Origin of the sequence: Janibacter sp. DB-40 (genome assembly GCF_029510815.1) — a bacterium.
In the GTDB taxonomy this organism is placed as follows: domain Bacteria; phylum Actinomycetota; class Actinomycetes; order Actinomycetales; family Dermatophilaceae; genus Janibacter.
Genome location: NZ_CP120360.1, coordinates 1,694,969 through 1,720,219 on the forward strand (window position 1 = coordinate 1,694,969; position 25,251 = coordinate 1,720,219).

General features: G+C 70.5%; 27 protein-coding genes and 1 riboswitch. Of the genes, 9 read left to right on the top strand and 18 right to left on the bottom strand.

The window, feature by feature from the left end; genetic code table 11:
- Position 1: 1 nt before the first annotated feature.
- Positions 2 to 334 (bottom strand): single-stranded DNA-binding protein, encoded by a 333-nt coding sequence (locus PVE36_RS07985; RefSeq protein WP_277451432.1) that lies wholly within the window; start codon positions 332 to 334, stop codon positions 2 to 4.
- Positions 335 to 511: 177 nt separating this feature from the next.
- Positions 512 to 600, top strand: a riboswitch (SAM riboswitch).
- Positions 601 to 843: 243 nt separating this feature from the next.
- Between PVE36_RS07985 and PVE36_RS07990 the strand changes: the two genes are divergently transcribed.
- From PVE36_RS07990 to PVE36_RS08020, 7 genes are all read left to right on the top strand, one after another.
- Positions 844 to 1,362: a flavin reductase family protein gene (locus tag PVE36_RS07990; RefSeq protein ID WP_277451433.1), complete on the top strand. Its 519-nt coding sequence runs from the start codon at positions 844 to 846 to the stop codon at positions 1,360 to 1,362.
- Entirely contained in the window at positions 1,359 to 2,480 is a 1,122-nt protein-coding gene (sfnG, locus tag PVE36_RS07995) for a dimethylsulfone monooxygenase SfnG (RefSeq protein WP_346780641.1), read from the top strand. Before PVE36_RS07990 ends, sfnG begins: the two co-directional genes overlap by 4 nt.
- Positions 2,477 to 3,007: an OsmC family protein gene (locus tag PVE36_RS08000; protein WP_277451435.1), complete on the top strand. Its 531-nt coding sequence runs from the start codon at positions 2,477 to 2,479 to the stop codon at positions 3,005 to 3,007. The genes sfnG and PVE36_RS08000 overlap by 4 nt, the downstream gene beginning before the upstream one ends.
- 13 nt (positions 3,008 to 3,020) lie before the next feature.
- Positions 3,021 to 3,464, top strand: coding sequence for an alternative ribosome rescue aminoacyl-tRNA hydrolase ArfB (arfB, locus tag PVE36_RS08005; protein WP_277451436.1), 444 nt, complete (start codon positions 3,021 to 3,023; stop codon positions 3,462 to 3,464).
- 39 nt (positions 3,465 to 3,503) lie between these two features.
- On the top strand, positions 3,504 to 4,247 hold the full coding sequence (locus tag PVE36_RS08010) for an SDR family oxidoreductase (RefSeq protein ID WP_277451437.1): 744 nt from the start codon (positions 3,504 to 3,506) through the stop codon (positions 4,245 to 4,247).
- Between the two features lie 21 nt (positions 4,248 to 4,268).
- Positions 4,269 to 5,189, top strand: coding sequence for an NYN domain-containing protein (locus PVE36_RS08015; RefSeq protein WP_277451439.1), 921 nt, complete (start codon positions 4,269 to 4,271; stop codon positions 5,187 to 5,189).
- 81 nt (positions 5,190 to 5,270) lie between these two features.
- Positions 5,271 to 6,563 (top strand): D-alanyl-D-alanine carboxypeptidase family protein, encoded by a 1,293-nt coding sequence (locus PVE36_RS08020; RefSeq protein ID WP_277451441.1) that lies wholly within the window; start codon positions 5,271 to 5,273, stop codon positions 6,561 to 6,563.
- A gap of 9 nt (positions 6,564 to 6,572) precedes the next feature.
- Here the strand turns inward: PVE36_RS08020 and PVE36_RS08025 are convergent, their stop codons facing one another.
- Positions 6,573 to 7,928, bottom strand: a complete 1,356-nt coding sequence (locus PVE36_RS08025; RefSeq protein WP_277451443.1) for an MFS transporter — start codon at positions 7,926 to 7,928, stop codon at positions 6,573 to 6,575.
- Positions 7,929 to 8,182: 254 nt separating this feature from the next.
- On the opposite strand from PVE36_RS08025, the gene PVE36_RS08030 reads away from it, so the two are divergent.
- On the top strand, positions 8,183 to 8,539 hold the full coding sequence (locus PVE36_RS08030) for an RNA polymerase-binding protein RbpA (protein ID WP_277451444.1): 357 nt from the start codon (positions 8,183 to 8,185) through the stop codon (positions 8,537 to 8,539).
- A 70-nt stretch (positions 8,540 to 8,609) separates the two neighbouring features.
- Here the strand turns inward: PVE36_RS08030 and PVE36_RS08035 are convergent, their stop codons facing one another.
- The 4 genes from PVE36_RS08035 to PVE36_RS08050 are packed head-to-tail and all read right to left on the bottom strand — an operon-like array spanning position 8,610 to position 11,878.
- Complete coding sequence (locus PVE36_RS08035) at positions 8,610 to 9,110, bottom strand: FxsA family protein (protein WP_277451445.1); 501 nt, start codon at positions 9,108 to 9,110, stop codon at positions 8,610 to 8,612.
- Positions 9,107 to 9,907 (bottom strand): polyprenol monophosphomannose synthase, encoded by an 801-nt coding sequence (locus PVE36_RS08040; RefSeq protein WP_277451446.1) that lies wholly within the window; start codon positions 9,905 to 9,907, stop codon positions 9,107 to 9,109. Before PVE36_RS08040 ends, PVE36_RS08035 begins: the two co-directional genes overlap by 4 nt.
- Entirely contained in the window at positions 9,888 to 11,465 is a 1,578-nt protein-coding gene (lnt, locus tag PVE36_RS08045; RefSeq protein ID WP_277451448.1) for an apolipoprotein N-acyltransferase, read from the bottom strand. The genes PVE36_RS08040 and lnt overlap by 20 nt, the downstream gene beginning before the upstream one ends.
- Positions 11,456 to 11,878, bottom strand: coding sequence for an AsnC family transcriptional regulator (locus PVE36_RS08050; RefSeq protein WP_277241028.1), 423 nt, complete (start codon positions 11,876 to 11,878; stop codon positions 11,456 to 11,458). The genes lnt and PVE36_RS08050 overlap by 10 nt, the downstream gene beginning before the upstream one ends.
- Positions 11,879 to 11,913: 35 nt before the next feature.
- On the opposite strand from PVE36_RS08050, the gene PVE36_RS08055 reads away from it, so the two are divergent.
- Positions 11,914 to 12,852 carry a 5'-3' exonuclease gene (locus tag PVE36_RS08055; RefSeq protein WP_277451451.1) on the top strand — a complete coding sequence of 313 codons (939 nt, stop codon included), beginning with the start codon at positions 11,914 to 11,916 and terminating at the stop codon, positions 12,850 to 12,852.
- Positions 12,853 to 12,867: 15 nt separating this feature from the next.
- Here the strand turns inward: PVE36_RS08055 and PVE36_RS08060 are convergent, their stop codons facing one another.
- From PVE36_RS08060 to dop, 12 genes are all read right to left on the bottom strand, one after another.
- Positions 12,868 to 15,672 (bottom strand): DEAD/DEAH box helicase, encoded by a 2,805-nt coding sequence (locus PVE36_RS08060; protein WP_277451452.1) that lies wholly within the window; start codon positions 15,670 to 15,672, stop codon positions 12,868 to 12,870.
- Positions 15,673 to 15,681: 9 nt separating this feature from the next.
- A complete protein-coding gene (tatC, locus tag PVE36_RS08065) occupies positions 15,682 to 16,542 on the bottom strand; it encodes a twin-arginine translocase subunit TatC (protein WP_277451453.1) in 861 nt (286 codons plus the stop codon).
- 25 nt (positions 16,543 to 16,567) lie between these two features.
- Positions 16,568 to 16,840 (bottom strand): Sec-independent protein translocase subunit TatA, encoded by a 273-nt coding sequence (tatA, locus tag PVE36_RS08070; RefSeq protein ID WP_277241036.1) that lies wholly within the window; start codon positions 16,838 to 16,840, stop codon positions 16,568 to 16,570.
- Positions 16,841 to 16,911: 71 nt separating this feature from the next.
- Positions 16,912 to 17,874, bottom strand: a complete 963-nt coding sequence (locus tag PVE36_RS08075) for a YafY family protein (RefSeq protein WP_277451454.1) — start codon at positions 17,872 to 17,874, stop codon at positions 16,912 to 16,914.
- Positions 17,871 to 18,860 carry a WYL domain-containing protein gene (locus tag PVE36_RS08080; protein ID WP_277451455.1) on the bottom strand — a complete coding sequence of 330 codons (990 nt, stop codon included), beginning with the start codon at positions 18,858 to 18,860 and terminating at the stop codon, positions 17,871 to 17,873. Before PVE36_RS08080 ends, PVE36_RS08075 begins: the two co-directional genes overlap by 4 nt.
- A gap of 75 nt (positions 18,861 to 18,935) precedes the next feature.
- Complete coding sequence (locus PVE36_RS08085) at positions 18,936 to 19,322, bottom strand: FKBP-type peptidyl-prolyl cis-trans isomerase (protein ID WP_277451456.1); 387 nt, start codon at positions 19,320 to 19,322, stop codon at positions 18,936 to 18,938.
- Between the two features lie 127 nt (positions 19,323 to 19,449).
- A complete protein-coding gene (locus tag PVE36_RS08090; protein WP_277451457.1) occupies positions 19,450 to 20,508 on the bottom strand; it encodes an FKBP-type peptidyl-prolyl cis-trans isomerase in 1,059 nt (352 codons plus the stop codon).
- An 80-nt stretch (positions 20,509 to 20,588) separates the two neighbouring features.
- Entirely contained in the window at positions 20,589 to 21,959 is a 1,371-nt protein-coding gene (gene pafA / locus PVE36_RS08095; RefSeq protein WP_277451459.1) for a Pup--protein ligase, read from the bottom strand.
- A gap of 9 nt (positions 21,960 to 21,968) precedes the next feature.
- Positions 21,969 to 22,664: a proteasome subunit alpha gene (gene prcA, locus PVE36_RS08100; protein ID WP_277451461.1), complete on the bottom strand. Its 696-nt coding sequence runs from the start codon at positions 22,662 to 22,664 to the stop codon at positions 21,969 to 21,971.
- A complete protein-coding gene (gene prcB / locus PVE36_RS08105; protein ID WP_277455789.1) occupies positions 22,661 to 23,446 on the bottom strand; it encodes a proteasome subunit beta in 786 nt (261 codons plus the stop codon). Before prcB ends, prcA begins: the two co-directional genes overlap by 4 nt.
- A 38-nt stretch (positions 23,447 to 23,484) precedes the next feature.
- Positions 23,485 to 23,679, bottom strand: coding sequence for a ubiquitin-like protein Pup (locus tag PVE36_RS08110; protein WP_277451464.1), 195 nt, complete (start codon positions 23,677 to 23,679; stop codon positions 23,485 to 23,487).
- Between the two features lie 53 nt (positions 23,680 to 23,732).
- Entirely contained in the window at positions 23,733 to 25,229 is a 1,497-nt protein-coding gene (dop, locus tag PVE36_RS08115) for a depupylase/deamidase Dop (protein ID WP_277451467.1), read from the bottom strand.
- Positions 25,230 to 25,251: the final 22 nt, after the last annotated feature.

Here is a 25,251-nt window from a genome sequence, read left to right on the forward strand (position 1 = left end):
CTCAGCGTCGGTCCCGCACGAGCCGGCGCACCTCCACCTCGTACCGACTGGCGGGACCACCGGGGGTCCTGAAGAAGCGTCGACGCAGCGCCCCCTCGACCCGCGCTCGGTCACCGTCGACGAAGCGCGCCGCAGCCCGTCGTGCGCCCGCCGACCAGCAGGCGCAGTCGATGGTGTCGACCGGACCGCCGGTTGCCCTGGTGACGACGAGCCGGAGCGTCACCAGCTCGTCACCGCTCGGCAGCTCCCGCGTGGTGGGCGCACCGCTGATCCGTCCGGTCAGCTCGATGTGGTTGATCTCGTCGACATCGTGGATCGTCGTGCCTCGGGCCATGCCACTCCCCCGCTTTCGGTTGTTCGTCCACCTCCAGAATCGTTGTCCCGCAACGCGTGCGGGAAGCAGTTCGACAAGCTGTGGATGCCGGCGCGATGAGCTGTATGGCTGTGGACGCCCGGCCCAACTGGCGAGACACGAATTGACCGGCGAGCGGTTGCAGGCTTCTACTGGGAGCACCCATCCAGAGCGGCCGAGAGATCTGGCTCGACGACGCCGCAGCAACCACCCTCCGGGGCAGGTGCTCACGCCAGGATCGATGGAGGATCGATGCACCACTCCGGGTCCGCTGTGACCACTCCCCTGCGCCCTGCTTTCGAGCAGGAGCTCTTCAGCCGCCGCATCGTCGACCTCATGCGTCGCGGCGTCAGCGCCTGTCGCGCCATCTGACGACGGCCGCCGCCGTTCCCCCGAGCCTTCTCGCCCAGCGCGAGAAGCCCCCTCGTCATGACGTGGCCCGGCCAAGCGCGATCACGCCTGCACTCACACACACCTCCTGAGGAGGACCCATGAGCACTCCCCTCGTCGACGTCCTCGAACCACTCGACCTGCGTGATGTCTTCCGTGGCGCCGCCGCGAGCACTTGGGTCGTCACCGGCAGCTCGAGCGCCGGACACGTCGGCTTCACCGCGATCTCGATCGTCTCGGTCTCGGTCGACCCACCGCTCGTCAGCTTCAACATCTCCAAGACGTCGAGCTCCCTGGCGACCATCAGCCGGTCCCGCAGGGCTGCGCTCCACCTCTTGTCGGACGAGCAGCATTCCGTCGCAAGCAGGTTCGCTGGCCACCGGGACCGCCGCTTCGTCGAGGACGGCACCTGGTCCGTGGACGACGGAGGCCTCCCGCTCATCCACGGAGGCGCAGCGCGCCTCGTCACCGAGATCGTTGACCTCGTCGACGTGGGCGACAGCTTCATCGCCGTCGCGCGCGTCGACACCGCCGACATCACCGGACGCCCGCCACTGGTGCACCACGCCGGTGGCTACCACCCCCTGAGCGCCCTCACCACGACCCCGAACGGAGCCTGACCTTGGCCTTCCCCGACCCCCTGAACTTCGCCTACTGGGTGCCCAACGTCTCCGGTGGCCTCGTCGTCTCCGACATCGAGCAGCGCACCGACCACTCCCCCGAGTACAACCGCGACGTCGCCCGTACCGCCGAGCAGGTCGGCTTCGACTACGCCCTGACCCAGGTGCGCTACCTCGCGTCCTACGGCGCCGATGCCCAGCACGAGTCGGTGTCCTTCTCACTCGACCTACTCGCTGCGACGGAGCGGCTAAAGGTCATCGCCGCCGTGCACCCCGGTCAGTGGCCGGCGCACATCCTCGCGAAACTCGCCGCCACGGCGCAGACCACGAGCGGGAACCGACTGGCGCTCAACGTCGTCTCCGGCTGGTTCAAGAAGGAGTACACCGAGCTCGGTCTCGACTGGCTCGACCACGAGGAGCGTTACCGCCGCGCGGCGGAGTTCATCGAGGTCCTGCGGGGGCTGTGGGACCAGGAGGGCTTCACCTACCGCGGTGACTTCTACCGCACGAGGGACGTCACCTTCCGGCCGCAGCCGCAGACCAACCCCGAGATCTTCCAGGGCGGCAACTCCACCTCGGCCCAGGCCATGGCCGGCCGTCTGTCCGACTGGTACCTCATGAACGGCAAGACGATCGAGGGCGCAGCCGAGCAGGTCGCGGCCGTGCGCGAGCAGGCCGCCAAGCACGGGCGACGGGTCCGCTTCGGGCTCAACGGGTTCGCAGTCGTCCGTGACACCGAGGCAGAGGCCGTGGCCGTCGTGGACGAGATCATCGCCAGGGCCGACGTCGACAAGGTCAACGACTTCGGCGAGGCCGTGAAGCAGGCGGGCAGTGCCACGGCCGACAAGAAGGGCATGTGGGCCGACAGCGAGTTCAAGGACCTCGTCCAGTACAACGACGGGTTCCGCACCGGCCTGATCGGCACTCCCGAGCAGGTTGCCGAGCGGATCATCGAGTACAAGAAGGTCGGCATCGACCTCGTCCTCACGGGGTTCCTCCACGTCCGGGAGGACGTCGAGAGGTTCGGCAGACAGGTCATCCCGATCGTGCGCGAGCTCGAGAAGGACCTGCCCGAGGAGCTGCGCTCCACCGATGAGCTCGTCGGAGCGTCGCGATGAGCGACGCGAGGGCGCTGCCCACGGCGGAGGAGCTGAGGGCCCTGCAGAAGCCGCTGAAGCAGCTCTACCGGGACGAGCCGGAGCAGGCACTCGTGACCAGCTCGGCCTCCGTGAACCTCGCCGACGACGGCATCGCGGCCGTCATCGACGGAGCAGGTGGGCGTTCCCGTGCGGGGTTGCACCCGGTGGCCGGTGGTGACGGCAGCGAGGCCTGCTCCGCGGACATCCTGCTCGAGGCACTCGCCGCCTGCGCGGGGGTGACCCTGCGCTCCGTGGCCACCGCGATGCGCGTGACCCTGCGCTCGGGCACGATCCGGGCAATCGGCACCTGGGACGGGCGCGGCACCCTCGGCGTCGACAGGGAGGTGCCGGTGGGCCTCACCGGCGTGCGCCTCGAGTTCGCGCTCGACACGGACGCCGACGAGGCGACGACCGCGAAGCTGCTCGACCTCACCGAGCAGTACTGCGTCATCGCCCAGACACTGCACGCACCCCCGCCACTCGAGGTCGCACTGGTCCGGGAGTGAGATCCTTGGAGCGATGAGCGAGCTCCGCGTCCCTCCCGGGCCGGGGATCCCCGACGGCGTCGTGGTCCCCGGCGCGGAGCTGTCCGAGCAGTTCAGCCGCGCCAGCGGCCCCGGCGGCCAGGGTGTGAACACGACGGACTCGCGCGTGCAGCTCTCCCTGGACCTGGGCACGACGAGCGCACTGACCGACTGCCAACGGGAACGCGCCCTCGCGCGCTTGTCGGGACGTCTCGTCGGCACGGTGCTGACCATCGACGCCGCAGAGCACCGTTCCCAGCGGCGCAACCGCGCCGCGGCCCGCGAGCGGATGGCCGACCTCCTCCGGTGGGCCCTGGCCCCTCCTCCCCCACCGCGACGGCCCACCAAGCGCACCCGCGGGTCCCAGCGACGACGGCTCGACGCCAAGCGGCGGCGCTCGGACCTGAAGAAGCAGCGAGGGCGCCCCGGTCAGGAGTAGGCCCGTGACAACGCCCGCGACGCGCAGGAGGATGGAGGCATGAGGATCGCCATCGCCGGTGGAACGGGCGTCGTCGGGCGCCACGTCGTCTGGACGGTGCGTGGCCGTGGCCACGACGCGGTCGTCATGGCCCGCTCCACGGGAACCGACCTGTACGCCGGCGTGGGCATCGATGAGCGGCTGACCGGGGTGGAGGCCATCATCGACGCCACCTCCGTGCAGGCCGTCTCGGCACGCGCATCCGTCGACTTCTTCCGCACCGTGACCCAGCACCTCGTCACCGCCGGTCGTCGTTGCGGCATCCGCCACCACGTGGCGGTGTCGATCATCGGGGCCCGGGAGGCCCCCTTCGGCTACTACGCCGGCAAGCAGGCCCAGGAGGACCTCGTCCTCGCCCAGCCCAACGGCACCGTCGTGCGCGCGGCCCAGTTCCACGACTTCGCGCACCAGGTGATGGCCCGGACCAGGATCGGGCCGGTCTTCGCCATCCCCGTCATGCGCTCCCAGCCGGTCGCGACCGCCGAGGTCGCCGGCCTGCTCGTCGACGTCGCGGAGCAGGCACCGCAGGGGGACGGTCCCGAGATCGCCGGTCCGCAGGAGCTGCGGGTGGCGGACATGGCCCGGCAGGTCCTGCAGCACGAAGGGAGTCGCGGCCGCGTCATCGAGGTCCCCTTCCCCGGCCGTTTCGGTCGAGCGATGCGGGACGGCACGCTGGTGGCGCGTGCCGGGACACGACTGGGCCGACAGACCTTCGACGAGTGGTTGGGGCAGCAGGGACGCTGACGCGGGCGATAGGTTGCCGACATGGATGCCGACGCCAGTACCTCCACCCGGATCGCCGTGCTGATCGACTGCGACAACGTCTCCAGCAGGCACACCTCCGCCGTCCTGGAGGAGCTGGCCAAGTACGGCACGCCCACGGTCAAGCGGGCCTACGGGGACTGGACCACCACCCAGCTCGGGGGGTGGAAGGAAATGCTCCTGCGCCACGCCGTCCAACCGGTCCAGCAGTTCCCGAACAGCACGGGGAAGAACGCCAGCGACTCGACCTTGATCATCGACGCAATGGACCTGCTGTGGCAGGGCAATGTCGATGCCTTCGCCCTCGTCTCCTCCGACTCGGACTTCACTCGTCTGGCCACCCGGCTGCGTGAGTCCGGAAAGCGCGTCTTCGGCGTCGGGGAGGGAAAGACTCCGGATCCCCTGCGACGCGCCGTTGACCAGTTCATTCAGATCGAGTTGCTCGTCGAGTCGGATCAACCCACGCGGACGGCAGCCGACGAGCCCCAAGCCACGCGTAACGGCGCCGCCGACAGCACCCGCGATGAGGCGTCGGGGGACAACAGCAACTCGAAGACGCAGGCGGATCTTCAATCCAAGTTGACCAAGGCGGTCAACGCCAGTCTGGGAGACAACGGGTGGACCAATCTCTCAGCCCTCGGGCAGCATCTCCAGCGGACCAACCCAGATTTCGACTCCCGCGCGTTCGGTCACCAGAAATTGGTCACGCTCGTGGAAGACCAGAACTATCTGGAGACCAAACGATCCGGGACGACGGTCCTCGTTCGGACCAAGCAAGGCGGCAAGCGGAAGAGTCCGGCGAAGAAGACAACTACCAAGGCCTCTGCGAAGTCGACCACGTCCGGGAAGTCTCCTGCCCAGACAGGCGCCACGAAGGGGACGACGGCGAGGAAGAGCGCCCCCGGAGCCTCGACGAAGGCCTGATCCGTGCGCCCTGGTCACCCCCTTCCGCAGTAGGAGATGCGGCTCTAGACTACTCGCGGTTCACACCCTCGAGGAGACTCCATGCCCCAGCTTCGGCGACGTCCGAACGGCACCGTTCGGACAGTGGTCGCCCTGTGCCTGACCGCAGGCATTGCCTTCGCGCCCCCTGCTGCGGCGACGGTTCCGAGCGACGACCCGTCCCCCACCACGGCGTGGAGCGCCGACGGGGACCCCGGCGACGGTGACCACGGAGCACCGCTGAGCGGGAAGGGCCTCGAGGAGCAGGTGGCCGAGGCGGAGCGTCTCGCCGCGAAGCTGGCCGAGGACAACGAGGAGATCGCCGAGGCGGTCAAGGGTCTGAAGGAGTACTCGGAGCGCGTCAACAGCCTGCTGCAACGCCAGGCGGAGGCCCGGGAGAAGTACGAGCAGGCCAAGCGCGACGTGGACGAGGCGCAGCAGCAGCTCGAGCAGTTCCAGCAGCGGCTCGCCGATGGCGAGGCAGATCTGCGGGACTGGGCCTTCGACACCTACACGCAGTCCGGCGGCTACAGCGACACGTGGACGCTGTTCGAGTCGCTCACGAAGAAGTCGGGCAGCACCAGCGCAGGTGATCTGAGGTTCCTCACCGACGAGCGGATCCGCTCCGTCGACGTGGTCCAGCAGGAGACCGACATCCAGGCCGCGCTGACCGAGAAGAAGGAGTCGGCCGTGAGGTCGGCCTCCCAGGCCAAGAACGAGGCCACCCGGGCCAAGGAGGAGGCCGACGAGGTGCTCGCGGAGCGCAAGACGTCCTTGGACGACCTGCGGGAGAAGCACGCCGAGGACCTGGCGGAGGCCGGTCCGGTCATCACCGCGCTCATCGGTCTGCCCGACGACGCCGCACAGGGCGCCGGTGACGAGCTGACCGAGACGCTCGAGAACCTCGGCCAGGACGTCACGGAGTTCGAGGACGCCAAGCCCTGCTCCACGAACACGCAGACGTACGCCAACGGCCAGATCCCGCCGGACGCGTTGTGCCCACTCCTCGGGGCCCCGGGTGAGTCACTGCGGCCCGGCGCCGCGGCCGCCTTCAACGCGATGAGTCTGGCCTACCAGCGCGACACCGGACACCTGCTGTGCGTCACCGACAGCTACCGCTCGTACGCGAACCAGGTGGTCACCAAGGCCTCCCGCGGCGGCTGGGCCGCCGCCCCCGGCACGAGCAACCACGGCGTCGGTGTGGCCCTCGACCTGTGCGGTGGCGTCAACAGCTTCGGCCACCCGGCACACCTGTGGATGCAGCAGAACGCCCCGCTGTACGGCTGGTTCCATCCCTCGTGGGCGGCCGCCGGAGGCTCCCTCCCCGAGCCGTGGCACTGGGAGTTCTCGGGCTGACCCGATCGGTCAGTCGTTGCCCGTCCCGGGGCCGACCGGAGCCTTGACCGGAAGCAGGACGAGCAGGCCCGCCAGGAGCACCAACGCGATGCCCAGGATGCCCCAGTACTGCGTGTTCTCCTGACCGGTGACCACCGAGCCCAGCCAGATGAAGAGCCCGAAGGCGGCCGGCGAGAGGAACGAGACGACGCGACCGGTCGTGGCGTAGAGGCCGAAGATCTCGCCGCTGTGGCCGTCCGGGATCACCCGGGCGAGGAAACTGCGCGAGGCTGCCTGGGCCGGCCCGACGAAGGCCGTCATCGCCAGGCCGAGGGTCCAGAACACAACCGTCCCGCCGTCGTGGAGGAAGAACACGCCCATACCCAGGACGACCAGGGCGGTCAGGGAGATGACGATGACCTGCTTGGGACCCAACCGGTCGTCGAGGAGGCCGAAGGCCATGGTGCTCACCCCGGCCAGGATGTTGGCCGCAGCGCCGAAGATGATGACGTCGCCGGCAGAGAGGCCGAAGGTGCCGGCCGCCAGGACCGCCCCGAAGGCGAAGACGCCGGCGAGCCCGTCCCGGAAGAGCGCCGAGGCCCCCAGGAAGTAGACCGTGTGCCTCGAGCTGGCCCACAGCCCTCGGAGCGACCCCCACACGAGCTTGTAGGAGTCGACGATCCCGATGCGGGGCACCCGCTCGCGAGGCGAGTCCTTGAGCACCGCGAAGGTCGGGATGGTGAAGAGCAGGATCCACAGCCCGCAGACGAGCATCGAGACCCGGATGTCCAGGGCCCCCTCGTCGGTGACGCCGAAGAGCCCCACCTCGGGCTGGATGAGGACGAAGAAGATCAGGAGCAGGACGAGGATCCCGCCGAGGTACCCCATCCCCCAGCCGAAACCCGACACCCGGCCGACGTTGCGCGGCGAGGCGACCTGCTCGATCGAGGCGTTGTAGTTGACGCCGGCGATCTCCGAGATGATCGACCCCGCACCCAGGAGCACCAGTCCGAGGACCAGGAACGACGGGTCGGGCTCGACGAGGAAGAGCGAGGCCGACAGCGCGGCCAGGAGCCAGGTCTGGAGGCGCAGGTTGCGCACGGTGCGACCCGAGCGATCCGAGTTCTGCCCCAGCACCGGCGCGAGCACGGCCACGAGCACCCCGGAGAGCGCCGTCGCGACCGCCAGCGCCGTCGACGTGGTGTTGGTACTGCCGAAGCTCTCGCTCGTGAGGTAGACGGAGAAGACGAAGGTCGTGATGACCGTGTTGAACGGCTGCGCTCCCCAGTCCCACATCGCCCAGGCCACGATGCGTCCCCTGCCACCGTGCTCCTGGGCGCGCAGGGCGGTCTGGGGCTCGGCTGCGCGGGGTGTCGAGGCGGTCACGACCCGAGAGTAACCCGGGTGGGTCTGCCGATGTGCGTCACAGGGGTGGTTCGCGCTATCCTGTGGGGTCGCTCCATTGGCCAGCCACGACTGGCCGCAGCCCAGACCGTTCCGGGTCGGGAGGAGACGGGCCTCACCACCGCAATGACGCGTCGTGTGGAACATCCGGTGCCTACCGGGCGTTGGCACACACGTGAAGGTCCGCGCTGCAGGAGCGTGTGAACATCGCGAGAGACACCAGGAGACTTGCAAACATGGCAGAGCGCACGCTGCGCGGCACGCGCATGGTCAGCTTCAGCATGGAGACGACGGACAACGTCGTCCCGAGTGACCGTCAGATCACGGCCTACGTGTGTGAGGACGGCCACCGCACCGAGCTGCCGTTCTCCGTCGAGGCAGACATCCCCGGCACCTGGGAGTGCCGCTGCGGCAAGCTCGGCAAGCTCGTCGACGGCCCGGAGCCGGAGACGAAGCCCGCCAAGCACGTCCGCACCCACTGGGACATGCTGCTCGAGCGTCGCTCCGTCCCCGAGCTCGAGGAGCTCCTCGAGGAGCGTCTGGCGCTGCTGCGCGCCAAGCGTGGGGAGAAGCCGCGCAAGCGCAGCGCCTGATCTCCCCCGCCCCATGACGAAGGGGCTGCCCGCCAGCACGGCGGGCAGCCCCTTCGTCCTGGGGCGGGGCCTACTCGTCGTCGTCGATGATCTCGCCCTCGATGACGTCGTCGTCGTCCCCCGTGCGCCGTGTGCGGCGGACGCGTACCTCTCCCCCGACGCCGGCCGCCAGCAGTCGCCGTGCGACGACGACCTCGAGACCGATGCGGGCAACGGGGCGGGTGAAGGGAAGGACGGCGAGCAAGCCGATGACACCGGTCACGAGGCCGGGCACGAGGAGCAGCGCTCCCCCGGAGACGACGAGGACGGCGTCGGCGATCTCGCGGTTGGGCATCGTGCCCGAGCGCAGGGCCTCCTCGAGCGCCCGCCACGTACGCCGTCCCTCCCGACGCACGAGGAGGGCACCGAGGGTGGAGAGGGTGAGCACGGCGATGATGGCCGGGAAGACGCCGACGAGCCGGGCGGCACCAACGAAGACCGCGATCTCGAGGATCACGACGAGGACGATGACGAGCGGGATCCAGCGGACCCTGCGTCGGCGTGGGCGGCGGTTGCCCGGTGGGAGTGTCACAGTCGGTGCCACCTCGGCTCGCGGTCCAGGAGTGAGCGGATCTGCGCCATCCGGTGCCGTGCGCCCCAGACGGTGATCCGCGAGATCGATTCGCGCACGACGTCACCGTCCATCTTGGAGTCACCGATCTCCCGCTCGACGAAGGTGATCGGCACCTCGATGACGGTCAGGCCGGCTCGGACGGTGCGCACCGTCAGGTCGGTCTGGAAGCAGTACCCTGCGCTCTCCACGTCGTCCAGGCCGATGGTGCGCAGGGTCTCGGCCCGGTACACGCGGTACCCCGCCGTCGCGTCGTTGACGGGCATCCCGAGGACGGCCTTGATGTAGACGTTGCCGGCCACGCTGATGGCCTTGCGATGCGCCGGCCAGTTGACGACCCGGCCGCCGGGCACGTACCGCGAGCCGATGACGAGGTCGGCCTCCGTCGCCGCGTCCAGCATGACCGGCAGGTGCTCCGGGCGGTGCGAGCCGTCCGCGTCCATCTCGACGATCGCGTCGTAGTCACGCTCCAGGGCCCAGCGGAACCCCGCGAGGTAGGCCGCGCCGAGCCCCTCCTTGGTCGCCCGGTGCAGGACGGCGACGTGCTCGTCGGCCGCGGCCAGCGCGTCGGCCACGTCGCCGGTGCCGTCGGGCGAGCTGTCGTCGATGACCAGCACATCTGCCAGGGGGACGGCCCGACGCACCTGCTCGACGATGACGGGCAGGTTCTCACGCTCGTTGTACGTGGGGACGAGGACGGCGATCCGCTCGATCGGCGGGCGCGGCTCGGGGGGACGATCAGGCACCTGTGGTGACATCCTCGGTCTGCGGGGTGGAGGGTCGACGGTCTCCGAGCCTACCCGCGAGTCGCTTGCGCAGGCGAAGTGCACCGGCCCCGACGACCAGGAGGCCGCTGGCCCACTCGACCCACGGCCCCAGGCGGTCGGAGACGGTCAGGCCGCTGCGCAGCACGACCTCGTCGACCGGCTGGGCCGCGGTGAACAGCTCGGTCGTGGGCGTGGAGCTCCCGTCGGGGTTGACGAATCCGGAGACACCGACCGTGGACACGTGGGCCACGCTGCGACCGTGCTCGATGGCCCGGATGCGGGAGATGGCGTATTGCTGCGTCGACTCGGCGGTGTGGCCGAAGGTCGCGTTGTTGGTCTGGACGACGAGCAGGCTCGGGTACCCCTGATCCTCCCCGTGCCGCACGGCGTCGCGCATCAAGCCGTCGTAGGCGACCTCGAAGCAGATCGTCGGGATCGCGGAGAAGGTACCGCCCTCGCCCTCGATGCGGAAGGCGACGTCCTCATCCCCCTTCGCGAAACCGACCCGGACGAGGTCGACCTTGTCGCTGAAGAGGCGGTAGAACTCGCGGTGCGGCACGTACTCGGCGAAGGGGACCGGGTGCTGCTTGACGTACCGCTCCGGCTCACCACCGTCGGGCCGGTACAGCAGGGAGGCGTTGGACACCGCCGGCGACGGCTCGTCGAGGATCGCGCCGACCATCAGCGGCGTGTCCACGGCGTCGACCGCACGCTCGATCTGTGCCTTCGCGTCGGGATTGCGAAGGGGGTCGATGTCCGAGGCGTTCTCCGGCCAGATCACCAGGTCGAGGTCGTCGTGGTCCGCTGCCAGGTCCTCGGTCCCGGCCACGTGGTTGTCCAGGACCTGCCGGCGCTCGGCGTTGAAGTCGAGGCCGGGCTGCGGGACATCGCCCTGCACGAGTCCCACGCGGGCGGAGCTGTCGCCGCTCGTGGGCACCGGGACCGCCCACGAGCCGAGCCCGACCACCAGCGCGAGGGCCAGGGCCACGACGGGCAGGCGGCGGGTGACGACGAGGAGCACCAGGGGCACAGCCACCAGGGCCACGACGAGGGTGATCAGCGGCGCACCACCGATCGCGGCCCACCGCGCCAGCGGGGAGTCCGCCTGGCTGAAGGCGATCCGGGCCCACGGGAAGCCGCCGTAGGGGACGGTCCCCCGCACCAGCTCCTGAAGCACCCACAGCACCGGGATGAGCAGCGCGGCAGGGAGCACCCGGCCCGCTCGGATCAGCGGACGCTGCAGCCACACGAGCACCGCACCCATGAGTGCCACGTACAGCGACTGGAAGGTCGCCAGGGCGAACCACGGGAAGGCCCCGACGTAGATCCCCGACCAGCTGAGGGTCGGGACGAAGCAGGCGAAGCCGGCCAGGAAGCCCAGGAGGGCGCCGAGTCGGGCGCGCACGTCCCACATGGCGACGCCGAGGAGGACCACTCCCCCGATGGCTGCCACCGCGATGTCGTGGTCCGGGAAGGACAGCCACAGCAGGAGTCCAGCGGCGAGGGCGAGGAGAAGGCGTGCGGGCAGGGGCAGGGCGATCACTCCCACGGGGTCGTCAGCACGATGGTCGTACGGGTGGAGACCCCGCCTGCCGTCCGCACCCTGGCCAGCAGCTCCTCGAGGTCCTGCGGCGTGCCGACCCGCACGCGCAGCATGTAGTTGGCGTCCCCGGCCACGGAGTAGCAGGCGTCGATCTGCTCGATGCCGCGCAGCCGGTCGGGGATGTCGTCGGGGTCGCGGGGGTCGAGCGGTGTCACGGAGACGAATGCCGTCAGGGGCGTCCCCAGAGCGGTCGGGTCGACCACCGCGGCGTACCCGGAGATCACCCCGCGCTCCTCGAGTCGCCGCACGCGCTGGTGCACCGCCGACGTGGACAGACCGACGGCCTTGCCGAGGTCGGTGAAGCTCATCCGACCGTCCTGGCGCAGGAGATCGACGATGTGGCGGTCAGCGGCTTCCATGACCAAACCATATGCGACCCACGTATCGTCGAGGCATGTCCGTCCCGGCGAGTGAACGCCTGCTCCTGCTCGACTCCGCATCCCTGTACTTCCGCGCCTTCTACGGGGTCCCGGCCCGCAGCGGTGGTCCCTCGGGGACCCCCACCAATGCGGTCGCCGGTTTCCTCGACATGATCGCCACCCTCGTCACCCGCTACCGGCCCACGCACCTGGCGGCCTGCTGGGACGACGACTGGCGGCCGCAGTGGCGGGTCGACGCGATCCCGACCTACAAGGCCCACCGTGTCGCCGAGGACGCCGCCGACGGGGAGGACGTCCCCGACGAGCTCGAGCCACAGGTCCCGGTCATCGCCGCGGCACTGGCGGCGATCGGCATCCCCCGCATCGGGGCTGCGGACTACGAGGCCGACGACGTCATCGGGACCCTCGCGATGCGCTACCGCGGACGCATGCCCGTCGACGTCGTGACCGGCGACCGGGACCTCTTCCAGCTGGTGGACGACGCGTCGGCCACGCGGGTGCTCTACACCGCGCGTGGCGGGGTCCGCCAGCCCGATGTCATCACGCAGGCCTTCCTCGAGGAGAAGTACGGGGTCTCCACGGGTGACGCCTACCTCGACATGGCGGCCCTGCGCGGGGACACCAGCGACGGGCTCCCCGGGGTCAAGGGCATCGGGGAGAAGACCGCCGCCGTCCTCATCCGCGAGTTCGGCTCACTCGCCGGTGTGCGCGAGGCGCTCGCGGCCGGCGACCCGCGGCTCAAGGGCGCCCGACGGTCGAATCTGGAGGCGGCCTCCGACTACCTCGACGTCGCACCGCTCGTCGTGCGCGTCGCCCACGACGTCCCGGTCGGTGACCTCGATCTTCACCTGCCCGGCGACATCGCCGACCCCGCGGCGATGAGCCGGCTCGCCCTCGACCACGCCCTGACCGGCCCCTTCGAGCGGGTGGGCAGCGCCCTTCGCTCCGACTGACCGGCGAAGGGGGGATCAGTCCAACCGATCGGCCGCAACGACTCCCCGGCGCACCTTGTCGACGGCCGTGCGCGCCACGGTCCTCAGGTGCGGCTCGGGCGCCGCGTCCCCGACCTGCCCGAGGAGGTCGACGACCTGCTTGCACCGGCGCACGAAGTCCCCGGCCGTCAGGTCCGACCCGCTGAGCACCTCGTCGAGCCGGCGACCGCTCGCCCACCGGTGCACGGCCCAGGCGATGCCGCCGTCGGGCTCCCCGGTCGCGGGCAGCGCGTGCTCGCTCTCGAGGTCCTCCAGCTCGCTCCAGCGCTGCAGCATGTCCTGCCACGCGTCGGACACCCCGTCGGTCGGCAGGCGCGGGAAGGGATCGTGCTCCTCCCGCCGGGGCTCGTGGACGAGCATCGAGACCACGGCGGCCAGCTCGGCGGGGTCGAGCCGCGACCACGCTCCCCCGCGCAGGCACTCCGCGGCGAGGAGGTCCTTCTCGGTGTAGAGGCGCCGCAGTCGCCCACCCAGGTCGGTCACGCTCTCGCCGTCGACGTCGAGGTAGCCCAGCCGGGTGAGCACGACGCAGATGCGCTCGAAGGTCTGGGCGACGGAGTTCGTGCGGTGCTCGACCTTGCGCTGCAGCGACGAGGTCTCGCGCTTGAGCTTCCACCACCGCTGCGCCCACCGCGCGTGCACCTCGCGCTCCGGGCACTGGTGGCAGGGGTGGTCCTTCAGCTGCCGGCGCAGCTGCTCGAGGCGCTCGTCCTCACCCTGCGCCGCCTCCGTGGCCCGGGAGCGCACGCTCGGGGCCTGCTCGTCGGGCGCCTTGATCCGCAGCGTGGTCGCGAGGTCGGTGCGCTGCTTGGTCGACTTGGGGTTGAAGCCCCGCGGGATCGCCAGCTTCCCGAAGGCACTGACGGGACCGTCCAGGTCGGCCGGCACGAGGCGACGCACCTGCTTGTGCTCGGTCAGCACGGTCGGGGCGGACTCCTCCCCCTTGTACGAGCGCGGCGGTGCGATGACGAGCGCCAGGCCGGAGCGGCGTCCGCCGATGCGGATGATGTCACCGACCCGCAGGGCCTCGAGGGAGACGGCGATCTCGGCCCGCCGGTTGGCACCCCGGCGACGCTTGCCCTCCTTCTCGACGTCGGTGATCCGGCGTCGCAGGGCCGCGTACTCGCGGAAGTCACCGAGGTGGCAGTGCATCGCCTCGGCGTAGGCGTCGAGGGACTCCTGCTGCTCGCGCACCTTCGTCGCCAGCCCGACGACCGCGCGGTCGGCCTGGAACTGGGCGAAGGAGGTCTCCAGCACCTCCTTGGCCGTCTGCCGCCCCACCTGGGCGACGAGGTTGACCGCCATGTTGTACGTGGGCTTGAAGCTGGAGCGAAGGGGGTAGGTCCGGGTCGAGGCGAGACCGGCCACCGCCATCGGGTCCAGTCCGCGCGACCACACGACGAGCGCGTGGCCCTCGACGTCGATCCCTCGCCTGCCGGCACGGCCGGTCAGCTGGGTGTACTCCGCCGGCGTGATCTCGACGTGCGACTCGCCGTTGAACTTCACGAGCTTCTCGAGGACAACCGTGCGCGCGGGCATGTTGATGCCCAGGGCGAGCGTCTCGGTGGCGAAGACGGCCCGGATCCGGCCGGCTGTGAACAGCTCCTCGACGATCTCCCGGAAGAGCGGCAGCATCCCGGCGTGGTGCGCGGCGAAGCCGGCCGAGATGCCGGCGACGAACTGGTGGTAGCCGAGGACGTCGAGGTCCTCGCCCTCGAGGACGGCCGCGCGCTCCTCGACGGTGCGGCGGTTGCGCTCGCCCTCGCGCTCGGAGATCAGGCGCATGTCGCTCGCCAGTAGCTGCCCGACGGCGCCGTCACAGCCGGCGCGGCTGAAGATGAAGGTGATCGCCGGCAGCAGGCCGTCGCGGTCGAGCTCGCGGATGACCTCCGTGCGGGAGGCCGCACCACCGAACCGGCCGCCTCCTGCGCGGGGCCGACCGCCGGGGCCCTGGCCGCGGCGTCGATCGCGGCCACCTCGGCGGTCGCGTCCCCCGCGACCACCGCCGCGGTGCATCCGCGGGTCGTCCTCGGTGCCGCGCACCCTGTCGCGGATGGCGTCGAACAGCTCGGGGTTGACCTTGGCCGGCGACCCGGCCGCGGCGTCCTCCTCGTCGACGAAGAGGTCGTACACGTCACGACCGACCTGCATGTGCTGCCACAGCGGGACGGGCCGCTCCTCCGAGACGACGACCTCGGTGCCGCCCCGGACCTCCGCGAGCCAGTCGCCGAACTCCTCGGCATTGCTCACCGTCGCCGACAGGGAGATCACCTGCACCGAGCGGGGCAGGTGGATGATGACCTCCTCCCACACGGCACCCCGGAAGCGGTCGGCCAGGTAGTGGACCTCGTCCATGACGACGAAGGCGAGGGTGTCGAGGGTGGTCGATCCCCCGTAGATCATGTTGCGCAGCACCTCCGTGGTCATGACGACCACCGGTGCCTCGCCGTTGACCGAGACGTCCCCGGTGAGCAGGCCGACGTTGTCCTGGCCGTGCGTGGCGACGAGCTCGTGGTACTTCTGGTTGCTCAGCGCCTTGATCGGGGTGGTGTAGAAGGCCTTCTGGCCCCGCGCGAGGGCCAGGTGGACGGCGAACTCCCCGACGACCGTCTTGCCGGCGCCGGTCGGGGCGGCGACGAGCACGCCGTTCCCGGCCTCGACGGCCTCACACCCCTCCAGCTGGAAGGGGTCCAGGTCGAAGTCGTAGGTCGCGGTGAAGGCGGCCAGCTCCCCGCGCCCCCTGCGGCGGGACGCGGCATAGCGTTCGGCGGGCGAGGACATGCCCCCACGCTATGTCAGCGGTGAGGCCTCGTCGTCGGACAGGTGCGACCAGTCGGGTTCCTCGCCGCGCTGGACCCGTCGCCGGTCGATTAGCAGCGCGACCCCGAGGGCGATGAAGTAGAGGACGCACAGCGGACCGGCGAGCAGGAACATCGTGAACGGGTCCGGTGTCGGGGTGATGATCGCCGACGCGACGAAGATCAGCAGGATGGCCACCCGCCACGACTTGAGCAGGGTGCGTCCCGAGAGGACCCCGATCGCGACCAGGCCGACGAGGAAGACCGGCAGCAGCCAGGCGAGGCCGAAGGCGAGGATGAACCGGGTGACGAAGGCGAAGTAGTCGCTCGCCTGCTGGATGTTGCTCGACTTGCCGTCCTCCGGGGTGAAGCCGAAGAGGATGATCAGGGCCTTCGGGAGGGTGATGTAGGCGAAGAAGCACCCGGTGAGGAAGAGGGGGATCGCCGTGAAGAAGACGCCGAGGGAGATCCGCTTCTCCCGGCGGGTCAGCCCGGGGAGGATGAACGCCCAGATCTGCCACACCCAGATCGGGCTGGAGATGATGACTCCGGTGAAGATGGAGATCCCCAGCTGCGTCGTGAACGCCGATGTGGCATTGCCGTAGTTCAGCAGCGCGGCGGCGCTCTCGGGGTTGGAGTCCTTGTACTGGTCGAAGGGCAGCGTCAGCTGCTCGTAGACTCCGGCGTAGGTGAGGTCACCGACCGTGACCCCGTCGTAGAGCACCCACCCGACGATCGCCCCGACGACGATCGCGGTGGCCGCGACCATCAAGCGGTTGCGGAACTCGAGGAGGTGCTCCTTCAGGGGCATCCGCCCCTCGGGGTCCTTGGGCATGCGGTCGCGTCGGGTCATGCGGTGCGTGGACGACGGGGGTGAGTCAGGCAACCGGGCCGGACTCGTTGTCCGTACGCGGCTTGGCGTCGTCGGCGGGCCTGCGCTCGCTCGTGGTCGACTCGACCGTGCCGGACTCGCGGGCGGACTTCTCCGCCTCGCGCTGGCGGTCCTCTTCCTTCATCTCGCTGACCTCGGCCTTGAAGACGCGGGCCGACTTGCCGATGCTCCGCGCGGCGTCGGGCAGCTTCTTGAAACCGAAGAGGAGGAGGATGACCACCAGGATGAGGATGATCTCCATGGGACCCAGGCTGGGCATGACGGCACCTTTCGCGTTGGTACGTTCGCTCACCAGTGTACGGCTCGGGGGGTCCTCGCCCCCCACGACGCTCAGGGCCGGTAGGCCTCCAGTGCGGACCGGGCGCGGTCGACCACCGAGGCTCTCAACGAGGTGGGTTCGACGACCCGCACGTCGCCCCCCAGACGCAGCACGAGCCGCTGGATGAATCCCTCGTTGCTCGAGGGCAGGGTGACCAGGAGGTCGGCGCCGTCCGGCGTGCGGTCGGTGACCGGGTAGTACTCGGCGACCCAGTGCGCCCCGGGTGCCAGACGCAGGCGGACGGCCACGTCCTCGGCGCCCCCCTGGTAGGCGCCGGCGCTGAGGTCGCGGCCGGTCACGCCCTCGGGCAGCTCGGCCGGCTGGTCGAGCACCCGGACGTCCTCGATGCGGTCGGCCCGGAAGAGCCGCACGTCCTGCGCACGATGGCACCAGCCCTCGAGGTACCAGTGCCCCTCGACCCGGGCCAGGCGCATCGGGTCGACGTCGCGCTCGGTGTGCTCGTCCCGGCTGGGCACGTGGTACCCGAGGTGCACCCGACGTCCGGCCGTGAGGGCGTCACGCAGGTCGGCGAGGACGTGACCGGTCTCCGTGTCGTCCTCGACGACGACGACGCGCTCGACGCCCGGGATGGCTCCGGCGGCGCCCTCCAGCTTGGTCAGGGCACGCTCGACCGCGCTGGTCTCCCCCGCGCCGGACGCGGCGAGCGACCGCAGGCCCACGATGAGGGAGATGGCCTCGTCCACGGTCAGGCGAAGGGGGCGGGAGATCGCGTCCGCGTTGGTGACGAAGACACGACCGCCCTCGTAGCTGGCCTCGATGAGCTCGTCCGGCATCGGGCCGTACCCGCACATGAAGAGCAGGTCGAGGTCGGCGCGCAGCTGCTTCTCGGTGATGCCGAGCCCGGCTGCCGCGCGCTCGATCTCGATCCCCTGGCGGCTGGCGAGCCACGGGACCATCGTCAGCAGCCGCTCGACGCGGCTGGTGGCCGACTCCACGGGCTGGCGGGTGCTCATGCCGGGACCTCCTCGTGCGCACCGACGACGGCCCGGAGGCGCTCGACGACGTCCTGGCGCAGCTGCGCGGGCTCCTCGACCACGACGTCCGGGCCGTGGCTGGCGATCTCCGCGGCAACGGTGGCCGTGTCACCGTGGTCGAGGTCGACGCGGTCCCACTGGTCGTCGAGGGAGGTCACGGTGCGGGCACGCCGGCGCAGCACGTGCCCGGTCCCGACCCGGACCCGCAGCACGGCGGGACCGGCCTGCGGCTCCCCGCCGTCGGTCGCCGCGATCATCGAGACGGGGTCGAGGTCACCGGGTACGGGCTGCGTGGCGCCCTCGCCCGTGGTGGTCACCGCGGAGGCCACGCGGGAGAGACGGAAGACGCGCGGAGCGGACCGGTCGAGGTCGTGGCCGACGAGGTACCAGCGGCCGTGCCACGCGGTGAGGTACCAGGGCTCGACGTGGCGGGAGCGGGGCTCCCCCTCCCCCGGCCGGGCGTAGTCGAAGCGGACGGTGGCCGACGTCAGGACTGCGTCCTTGAGTGGCTCGAAGGCGGGCTCGCCGCCCCCGACGTGGGGCTCGAGACCGACGAAGGGGTCCTCGCTCACCTCGTCCCCGGCAGCGACCTTGCGCCACGCGGTCGCCGCGGTCCCCGCCATCGCCGCGTGCGCCCAGGCCCGGCTGGCGAGTCCGACGACCGCCAGCTCCTGCGCGGTGAGCTCGATCGGAGGCAGGTCGTAGTCCCGCCGGTCGATCCGGTAACCCTGCTCGTCCTCGAAGACACCGATGTCCTCGGTGACCAGTGGCACGCCCATGGCCCGCAGGTCGTCCTTGTCGCGCTCGAACATCCGGTCGAAGGCCTCGTCCGACTCGACGCTGCGGTAGGCCTCGACCAGGTGCCGGATCCGCTGCTTGGGCAGCGGGATCCGCGACGACAGCAGGCTCATCGTCAGGTTCAGCAGGCGCTCGGCCTTGGCCTTGGGTGTGTTGGGTGCCGCCACATCCGCTCCCTTCGTCACCGCGAGGCTAACGTGCCCGCGCGACCCTCCGGTGCAGCGGCAACGGTCGGCGTGGTGTCAGCCGACCTGCACCAGGTCGACGACGAAGATCAGGGTCTCGCCGCCCTTGATGACATTGCCGGCGCCCTGGTCGCCGTAGCCGAGGTGGGGCGGGATGGTGATCTTGCGTCGACCACCCTCCTTCATGCCGATCAGCCCCTGGTCCCAGCCCTGGATGACCTGGCCGACACCGGCGGTGAAGGCCAGCGGCGCACCGCGGTTCCACGAGGCGTCGAACTCCTCGCCGGTCGAGTGGGCGACTCCGACGTAGTGCGCCTGGATCGGCGAACCGGGGGTCACCTCGGCGCCGTCACCGACGGTGACGTCCTCGACGACCAGATCGTTGGGCGGGGTGTCCCCGGGGAAGTCGATCTCCGGCTTGGTGGTGTTCGGGTCGAACGGCATGTGCTGCTCCTTGGTGTCGTGTGATCGTGGTCGTCCTGGTTTCGAGGCTACGGCCGCGGGCGGCCTACGCACCTCAACCACCGGTGGTCGAGGTGCGAGTCCGCCCTGCGGGCGATGCCTCGAGACCTCAGGGGGCGCCGAGGACGTCGACGGTGAAGACGAGCGTCGATCCGCCCTTGATCGACCCGTCCGGGGTCCCCTCCTTGCCGTAGCCCTCCTCCGGCGGGACCACGACGAGCAGACGGTCACCGACCTTCGCGCCCTCCACGGCCTTGTCCCAGCCGGGGATGACGGCGTTCTGGCCGACGGGGAAGGCGAAGGGGCCGCGGCCGTCCTTCATGGACGAGTCGAAGACCTTGCCGTCCTTCCAGTTCACGCCGGTGTAGGAGACGTAGACGTAGTCGTCCTTCTTGATCGTCTCGCCGTCACCCTCGATGAGCTTCTCGACGACGAGGTCCTTGGGCGGCTCCTCACCCTCGGGGATGGTGATGTCGGCGGGGGCGTCGGCCTTCCAGTCGACCGTCGGCAGGCCCTTCTTCGGCTCGACCTTCTTGCCCTGGGCCTTGGGCGGCAGCTCCCCGCGCACGTCGTAGACGAGCACGAGGTTGTCCTTGCCGCTGATGCCCAGCTGCGGCGCGCCCTGCTCGCCGAAGAGGTCCTCGGGCGGGAGCACGGCCACACCGCTGGTCCCGACGGGCTGGCCCTTGATGGCCTTGACGAGCCCGGGCAGGGACTGCTTGTTGCCCAGGTCGAGCACGATGGGCGAGCTGGTGTACGTCTCGGAGCCCTCGACGGCCTTGCCGTCCTTGGCCGAGAACATCGCGAGGTCGACCGTGGCGTAGGCGTCATCGGCCAGGTCCTTGCCGTCGCCCTCCTCGAGGGTCGTCCGGGTCGTCTGGGAGACCTCGAGCGGCTTCTCGGGCAGCTCCACGGAGGGGCCCTTCTTGCCCTCGGCCGCCGTGACCTCGATGTCCTCGACCTTCTCGAGGTCCTCCTCCTTCGGCTCCGCGAGCGTCGGGGTCGACTCCTTCGAGTCGTCGGCGCCCGACGCCGACTCGCTGGACCCCTCGCCCGACGAGTCGTTCTCGGAGTCACTGCCGCAGGCGGTCAGGAGCATCAGCGATGCGAGCGATGCCGCAACGGCAGTGGTCAGGCGGGGACGGGCCTTGGGCACGATCAACCTCATCGATGGTGTGGGGTAACGGGTCCGGGTCACCCTAACCACGAATGCTGGGTGTCCGCTGACCTGCGGGTGTGCGTCACCCGTCAGGGGCCGCTCATCATGTCGATGAGGCGCTCGACACGCTCGTCGACGGACCGGAAGGGGTCCTTGCACAGCACCGTCCGCTGCGCCTCGTCGTTGACCTTCAGGTGCACCCAGTCGACAGTGATGTCGCGCGAGTGCTCCCGGGCGGTGCGCACGAAGTCGCCGCGCAGCTTGGCCCGCGTCGTCTGCGGCGGGGTGTCGACGGCCGTCGCGATCTCCTCGTCGGTGACCACTCGCGCGATCCGGCCGGCCCGCTGGAGCACGTGGTGGACCCCCCGGGAGGGGTCGATGTCGTGGTAGGCGAGGTCGAGCTGTGCCAGCCGCGGGTCGTCCAGGTCGAGACCGTGCCGTGCGGCGTACGCGTCGAGGAGGCGGTACTTGATCACCCAGTCGATCTCGGTGTCGACGAGCGAGAGGTCGTCGGTCTCCACGGCCCGCAGGGTCCGCTCCCACAGGTCGAGGACCTGCGTGGTGACGTCGTCGTCGACGCCTTCCCGGGTGGCGTACTCGCGCGCCCGGGCCAGGTACTCGCCCTGGATCTCCAGGGCGCTCATGCGACGGCCGTCGGCGAGGGCCACCGGGGTGCGGCCGGTCCGGTCGAGGCTGATGTCGCGGATCGCCCGGATCGGGTTGTCCAGCGTCATGTCCGGCATGGCGACACCGTCCTCGAGCATGCGCAGCACGAGGTGGGCGGAGCCGACCTTGAGCAGGGTCGTGGTCTCGGTCATCGTCGAGTCACCGACGATGACGTGCATGCGACGGTAGTGCTCGGCGTCCGCGTGCGGCTCGTCCCGGGTGTTGATGATCGGCCGCGAGCGGGTGGTCGCGGACGAGACGCCCTCCCAGATGTGGTCGGCCCGCTGGCTCACCGAGAAGGTGGTCCCCCGGCTGCTCGTCATCAGCTTGCCGGTGCCGGCGATCAGCTGGCGGGTGATGAGGAAGGGCAGCAGCCCCTCGGTCACCGCGGGGAAGTTGTCGGTGCGGGCGACGAGGAAGTTCTCGTGGCAGCCGTAGGAGTTGCCGGCGGAGTCGACGTTGTTCTTGAAGACATAGATGTCCCCGGCGACGCCGTCCTCCGCCAGACGTGCCTGCGCGTCCTCGACCAGGTCCTGCACGATCCGCTCCCCCGCCCGGTCGTGGGCGACGAGGGTGCGCACGTCGTCGCACTCGGCCGTGGCGTACTCGGGGTGGCTGCCGACGTCGAGGTAGAGCCGGGAGCCGTTGGGCAGGAAGACATTGCTCGACCGCCCCCAGGTGACCACCTTGCGGAAGAGGTACCGGGCGACCTCGTCCGGCGTCAGTCGTCGTTGTCCGTCGGTGACGGCGGTGATCCCGAACTCGGTCTCGATGCCGAAGATGCGTCGCTCCACCTCAGCAGGCTAACCCTCGCTGATCGCGTCGCCGGTGAGCCGACGGAAGCACCGGCGCGGCCGGTCGCGCTCGAGCACGGCGATCTCGAGCGCGTCGAGCGGCACCCGCGGACCCGACCCCTCCCCTTCGCCGAGGAGCGAGAGGACCTCCACGGCCAGGTCGAAGGCCTCGCCCAGTGCCATCCCGCGGTGCCACCGCGCGCGCAGGGTCTCGTTCAGCTGCTCGCTGGCCCCGCCGATGACGACGCACCCGGCCTCGTCCGAGACGGACCCGTCGTAGGTGAGCCGGTAGATCCGGTCGCTCTCGTGGGTGCGCCCGACCTCGGCGACCACGATCTCGACCTCGTAGGGCTTCTGGTCCTCGGTGAAGACCGTGCCCAGGGTCTGGGCGTAGGCGTTGGCCAACCCGCGTGCGGTCACGTCCGAGCGGTCGTAGGAGTAGCCGCGCAGGTCGGCGTAGCGGATGCCGGCCACGCGCAGGTTCTCGAACTCGTTGTACTTGCCGACCGCCGCGAAGCCGATGCGGTCGTAGATCTCGCTCACCTTGTTCAGCGAGCGGCTGCTCGGGTTGTCGGCGACGAAGAGGATGCCGCCGTCGTAGGCGAGGACGACCACCGAGCGGCCGCGGGCGATCCCGGCCCGGGCGAAGTCCGCCCGGTCCTTCATCACCTGCTCGGGTGAGACGTAGAAGGGGGGTTGGGTCACCGTGCACCTCCCGGGTTGTCGCGGCGGGTCTCCAGCACGGTCGCGACCGTCTCCTCGAGCACCGACTCGTCGAGGAAGGTCACGCCGTCGGCACCGACGACACCCACCGTCGGCCAGATCCGCCGGTGCACGTCGGGCCCGCCCGTCGCAGAGTCGTCGTCGGCGGCGTCGTAGAGCGCCTCCACGGCCACGCGGACCGCTTCCTCGTGGCCCATGTCGGGGCGCCACAGCTTCTTCAGCGCACCGCGGGCGAAGGCCGCCCCCGAGCCGACGCTGTGGTGGCGGTGCTCCTCGTAGCAGCCGCCGGTCACGTCGTAGGAGAAGATCCGGCCCGTGCCGGCGCCGGGGTCGTACCCACCGAAGGCGGGGACGACGGCCAGGCCCTGCATCGCCAGCCCGAGGTTGCTGCGCAGCATCGCCGCCAGGCGGTTCGCCTTGCCCTCGAGCGACATGTGCGTGCCCTCGATCTTCTCGTAGTGCTCGAGCTCGACCTGGAAGAGGCGCACCATCTCGATCGCCACGCCGGCGGTGCCGGCGATGCCGACGAGCGAGAGGTCGTCCGCGGCGAAGACCTTGTCCATGTCCCGGTTGGCGATGACGTGGCCCGTCGTCGCCCGCCGGTCACCGGCCATGAGGACCCCACCCGGCCAGGCCAGGCTGACGATCGTCGTCCCGTGGGGCGCCTCGAGCGCGGGTGTGCTCGGCAGGCTCCGGCGGCCCGGCAGCAGCTGGGGCTCGTGCCGACCGACGAACTCCGTGAAGGACGCCCCGCCGGCGGTCATGAAGGCCTGCGGCAACCGCCCGTGGGTGCGCTCGGGACTCACTGCCCGCCCTTCTGGACGAAGCCCTTGACGAACTCCTCGGCGTTGGACTCCAGGACGCCGTCGATCTCGTCGAGCACCGAGTCGACGTCCTCGTCACGGGCGGCGTTCTGCGCCGCGACCTGGGTCCCCTCGTCGACGGGACCCTCCTCGCCGCCACCGGAACGCTCGGGACGGGTCTGCTCCTGCGCCATTGCTGCTCCTTCTCGTCGCGGCCGGCAGCTGCCGGCACCCGGTACCTGCGAGCCTATGCCCCGAGTCCGGCCACGAGGTCGTCGACGTCACCGGCGGACAGCAACGTCTCGGTCTCGTCGCGGCCGTGGGCCAGCGGGTCGAGCATCGACACGCGCGCGATCCGTCCCGCCCGGGGCAGGCGGAGCACGAGGCTGTCCCACGAGGCGGACACGACGTGCTCCCCGAGGCGCTCGACCGTGCCGCCGCGCAGCCACGCCCTGGTGTCGGCGGGCGGGGTGGAGACGGCCGCGCGGACCTCGTCGTCGGTCGTCAGGCGGGTGACCCGACCGGCCCGCTCGAGCGTGTGGAAGATGCCCTTGTCGGCGCGCACGTCGGAGAACTGGATGTCGATCGCCGCCAGGCGGGGGTCGCCCCACTGCATGCCGTCCCGCTGGCGGTAGCGCTCGAGCAGGTTGAGCTTGGCGACCCAGTCGATGTCGGCGGCCGCGTCCATCGGGTCGTGCGCGAGGAGCCCGAGGAGCCGCTCCCAGTGGGCGAGCACCTCGTCGGTGGCCGGGTCGCTCCCTTCGCGCTCGACGAAGGCGGTGGCCATCTCCAGGTACTCGGTCAGGATCTGCACCGCCGTGAGGTCACGTCCGTCGCGCATCCGCACCGTCGCCGCGCAGGTGGGGTCGTGCGAGATGACCTTGAGCGCCTCGACCGGGTGGAGCACCTCGAGGCGGTTGTCGATCGCGTCCGCCTCGATGAGGGAGAGCACGAGCGAGGTCGAGCCGGTCTTGACGAGGTTGGCCACGTCGGCCTGGTTGGCGTCGCCGATGATCACGTGCAACCGGCGCCAGATGTCGGGGTCGGCGTGCGGCTCGTCGCGCGTGTTGATGATGGGGCGCTTGAAGGTCGTCTCCAGGCCGACGGGTGCCTCGAAGAAGTCGCTGCGGGAGGAGATCTGGTAGCCGGTGTGCTCGCTCTCCTGCCCGATGCCGACACGGCCCGCGCCGCACATGACCTGGCGGGCGACGAAGAAGGGGGTCAGCCCGGCGATGATCCGCTCGAAGGGGGTCCGCCGCGACACGAGGAAGTTCTCGTGGGTGCCGTACGAGGAGCCCTTCCCGTCGGTGTTGTTCTTGTACAGGTTGATGCCGGGTGGGCGCTCCGCCAGCCGCTCCACGACCTCGCGCATCACCAGCTCCCCCGCGCGGTCCCACACGACGGCGTCCCGCGGGGAGGTGACCTCCGGGCTGGAGTACTCGGGGTGCGCGTGGTCGACGTACAGGCGCGCCCCGTTGGCCAGCACGACGTTGGCGAGCGTGGGGTCCTCGATGTCGGTCAGCTGGGACAGGTCGGCGCGCGAGCGCGGCACCTCGAAGCCGCGCGCGTCGATGAGCGGGTGCTCGTCGCTGTAGTCCCAGGCGCCGTGGGCGGCCCGGAGGCCGTGCGCCCGCGCGTAGGTCGTGACGACGTCTCCCGAGGCGGCCATCGGATTGGCCTGCGGCTGCCCCGGCACCGCGATCCCGTACTCGGTCTCGACACCCATCACCCGTCGCACGCTCATGGCCACAGGGTAGGCGCCCCCC

Excerpts from the sequence above, each read along its gene's own strand:
- PVE36_RS07985 (WP_277451432.1), bottom strand. The coding sequence starts at position 334 with ATGGCCCGAGGCACGACGATCCACGATGTCGACGAGATCAACCACATC.
- dop (WP_277451467.1), bottom strand. The coding sequence starts at position 25,229 with ATGAGCGTGCGACGGGTGATGGGTGTCGAGACCGAGTACGGGATCGCG.
- PVE36_RS08020 (WP_277451441.1), top strand. The coding sequence starts at position 5,271 with ATGCCCCAGCTTCGGCGACGTCCGAACGGCACCGTTCGGACAGTGGTC.
- PVE36_RS08030 (WP_277451444.1), top strand. The coding sequence starts at position 8,183 with ATGGCAGAGCGCACGCTGCGCGGCACGCGCATGGTCAGCTTCAGCATG.
- PVE36_RS08075 (WP_277451454.1), bottom strand. The coding sequence starts at position 17,874 with ATGAGCACCCGCCAGCCCGTGGAGTCGGCCACCAGCCGCGTCGAGCGG.
- tatA (WP_277241036.1), bottom strand. The coding sequence starts at position 16,840 with ATGCCCAGCCTGGGTCCCATGGAGATCATCCTCATCCTGGTGGTCATC.
- PVE36_RS08090 (WP_277451457.1), bottom strand. The coding sequence starts at position 20,508 with ATGAGGTTGATCGTGCCCAAGGCCCGTCCCCGCCTGACCACTGCCGTT.
- PVE36_RS07990 (WP_277451433.1), top strand. The coding sequence starts at position 844 with ATGAGCACTCCCCTCGTCGACGTCCTCGAACCACTCGACCTGCGTGAT.
- PVE36_RS08000 (WP_277451435.1), top strand. The coding sequence starts at position 2,477 with ATGAGCGACGCGAGGGCGCTGCCCACGGCGGAGGAGCTGAGGGCCCTG.
- arfB (WP_277451436.1), top strand. The coding sequence starts at position 3,021 with ATGAGCGAGCTCCGCGTCCCTCCCGGGCCGGGGATCCCCGACGGCGTC.
- PVE36_RS08015 (WP_277451439.1), top strand. The coding sequence starts at position 4,269 with ATGGATGCCGACGCCAGTACCTCCACCCGGATCGCCGTGCTGATCGAC.
- PVE36_RS08050 (WP_277241028.1), bottom strand. The coding sequence starts at position 11,878 with ATGGAAGCCGCTGACCGCCACATCGTCGATCTCCTGCGCCAGGACGGT.
- tatC (WP_277451453.1), bottom strand. The coding sequence starts at position 16,542 with ATGACCCGACGCGACCGCATGCCCAAGGACCCCGAGGGGCGGATGCCC.
- PVE36_RS08085 (WP_277451456.1), bottom strand. The coding sequence starts at position 19,322 with ATGCCGTTCGACCCGAACACCACCAAGCCGGAGATCGACTTCCCCGGG.
- prcB (WP_277455789.1), bottom strand. The coding sequence starts at position 23,446 with ATGACCGCCGGCGGGGCGTCCTTCACGGAGTTCGTCGGTCGGCACGAG.
- PVE36_RS08055 (WP_277451451.1), top strand. The coding sequence starts at position 11,914 with ATGTCCGTCCCGGCGAGTGAACGCCTGCTCCTGCTCGACTCCGCATCC.
- PVE36_RS08040 (WP_277451446.1), bottom strand. The coding sequence starts at position 9,907 with ATGTCACCACAGGTGCCTGATCGTCCCCCCGAGCCGCGCCCGCCGATC.
- PVE36_RS08010 (WP_277451437.1), top strand. The coding sequence starts at position 3,504 with ATGAGGATCGCCATCGCCGGTGGAACGGGCGTCGTCGGGCGCCACGTC.
- PVE36_RS08110 (WP_277451464.1), bottom strand. The coding sequence starts at position 23,679 with ATGGCGCAGGAGCAGACCCGTCCCGAGCGTTCCGGTGGCGGCGAGGAG.
- PVE36_RS08060 (WP_277451452.1), bottom strand. The coding sequence starts at position 15,672 with ATGTCCTCGCCCGCCGAACGCTATGCCGCGTCCCGCCGCAGGGGGCGC.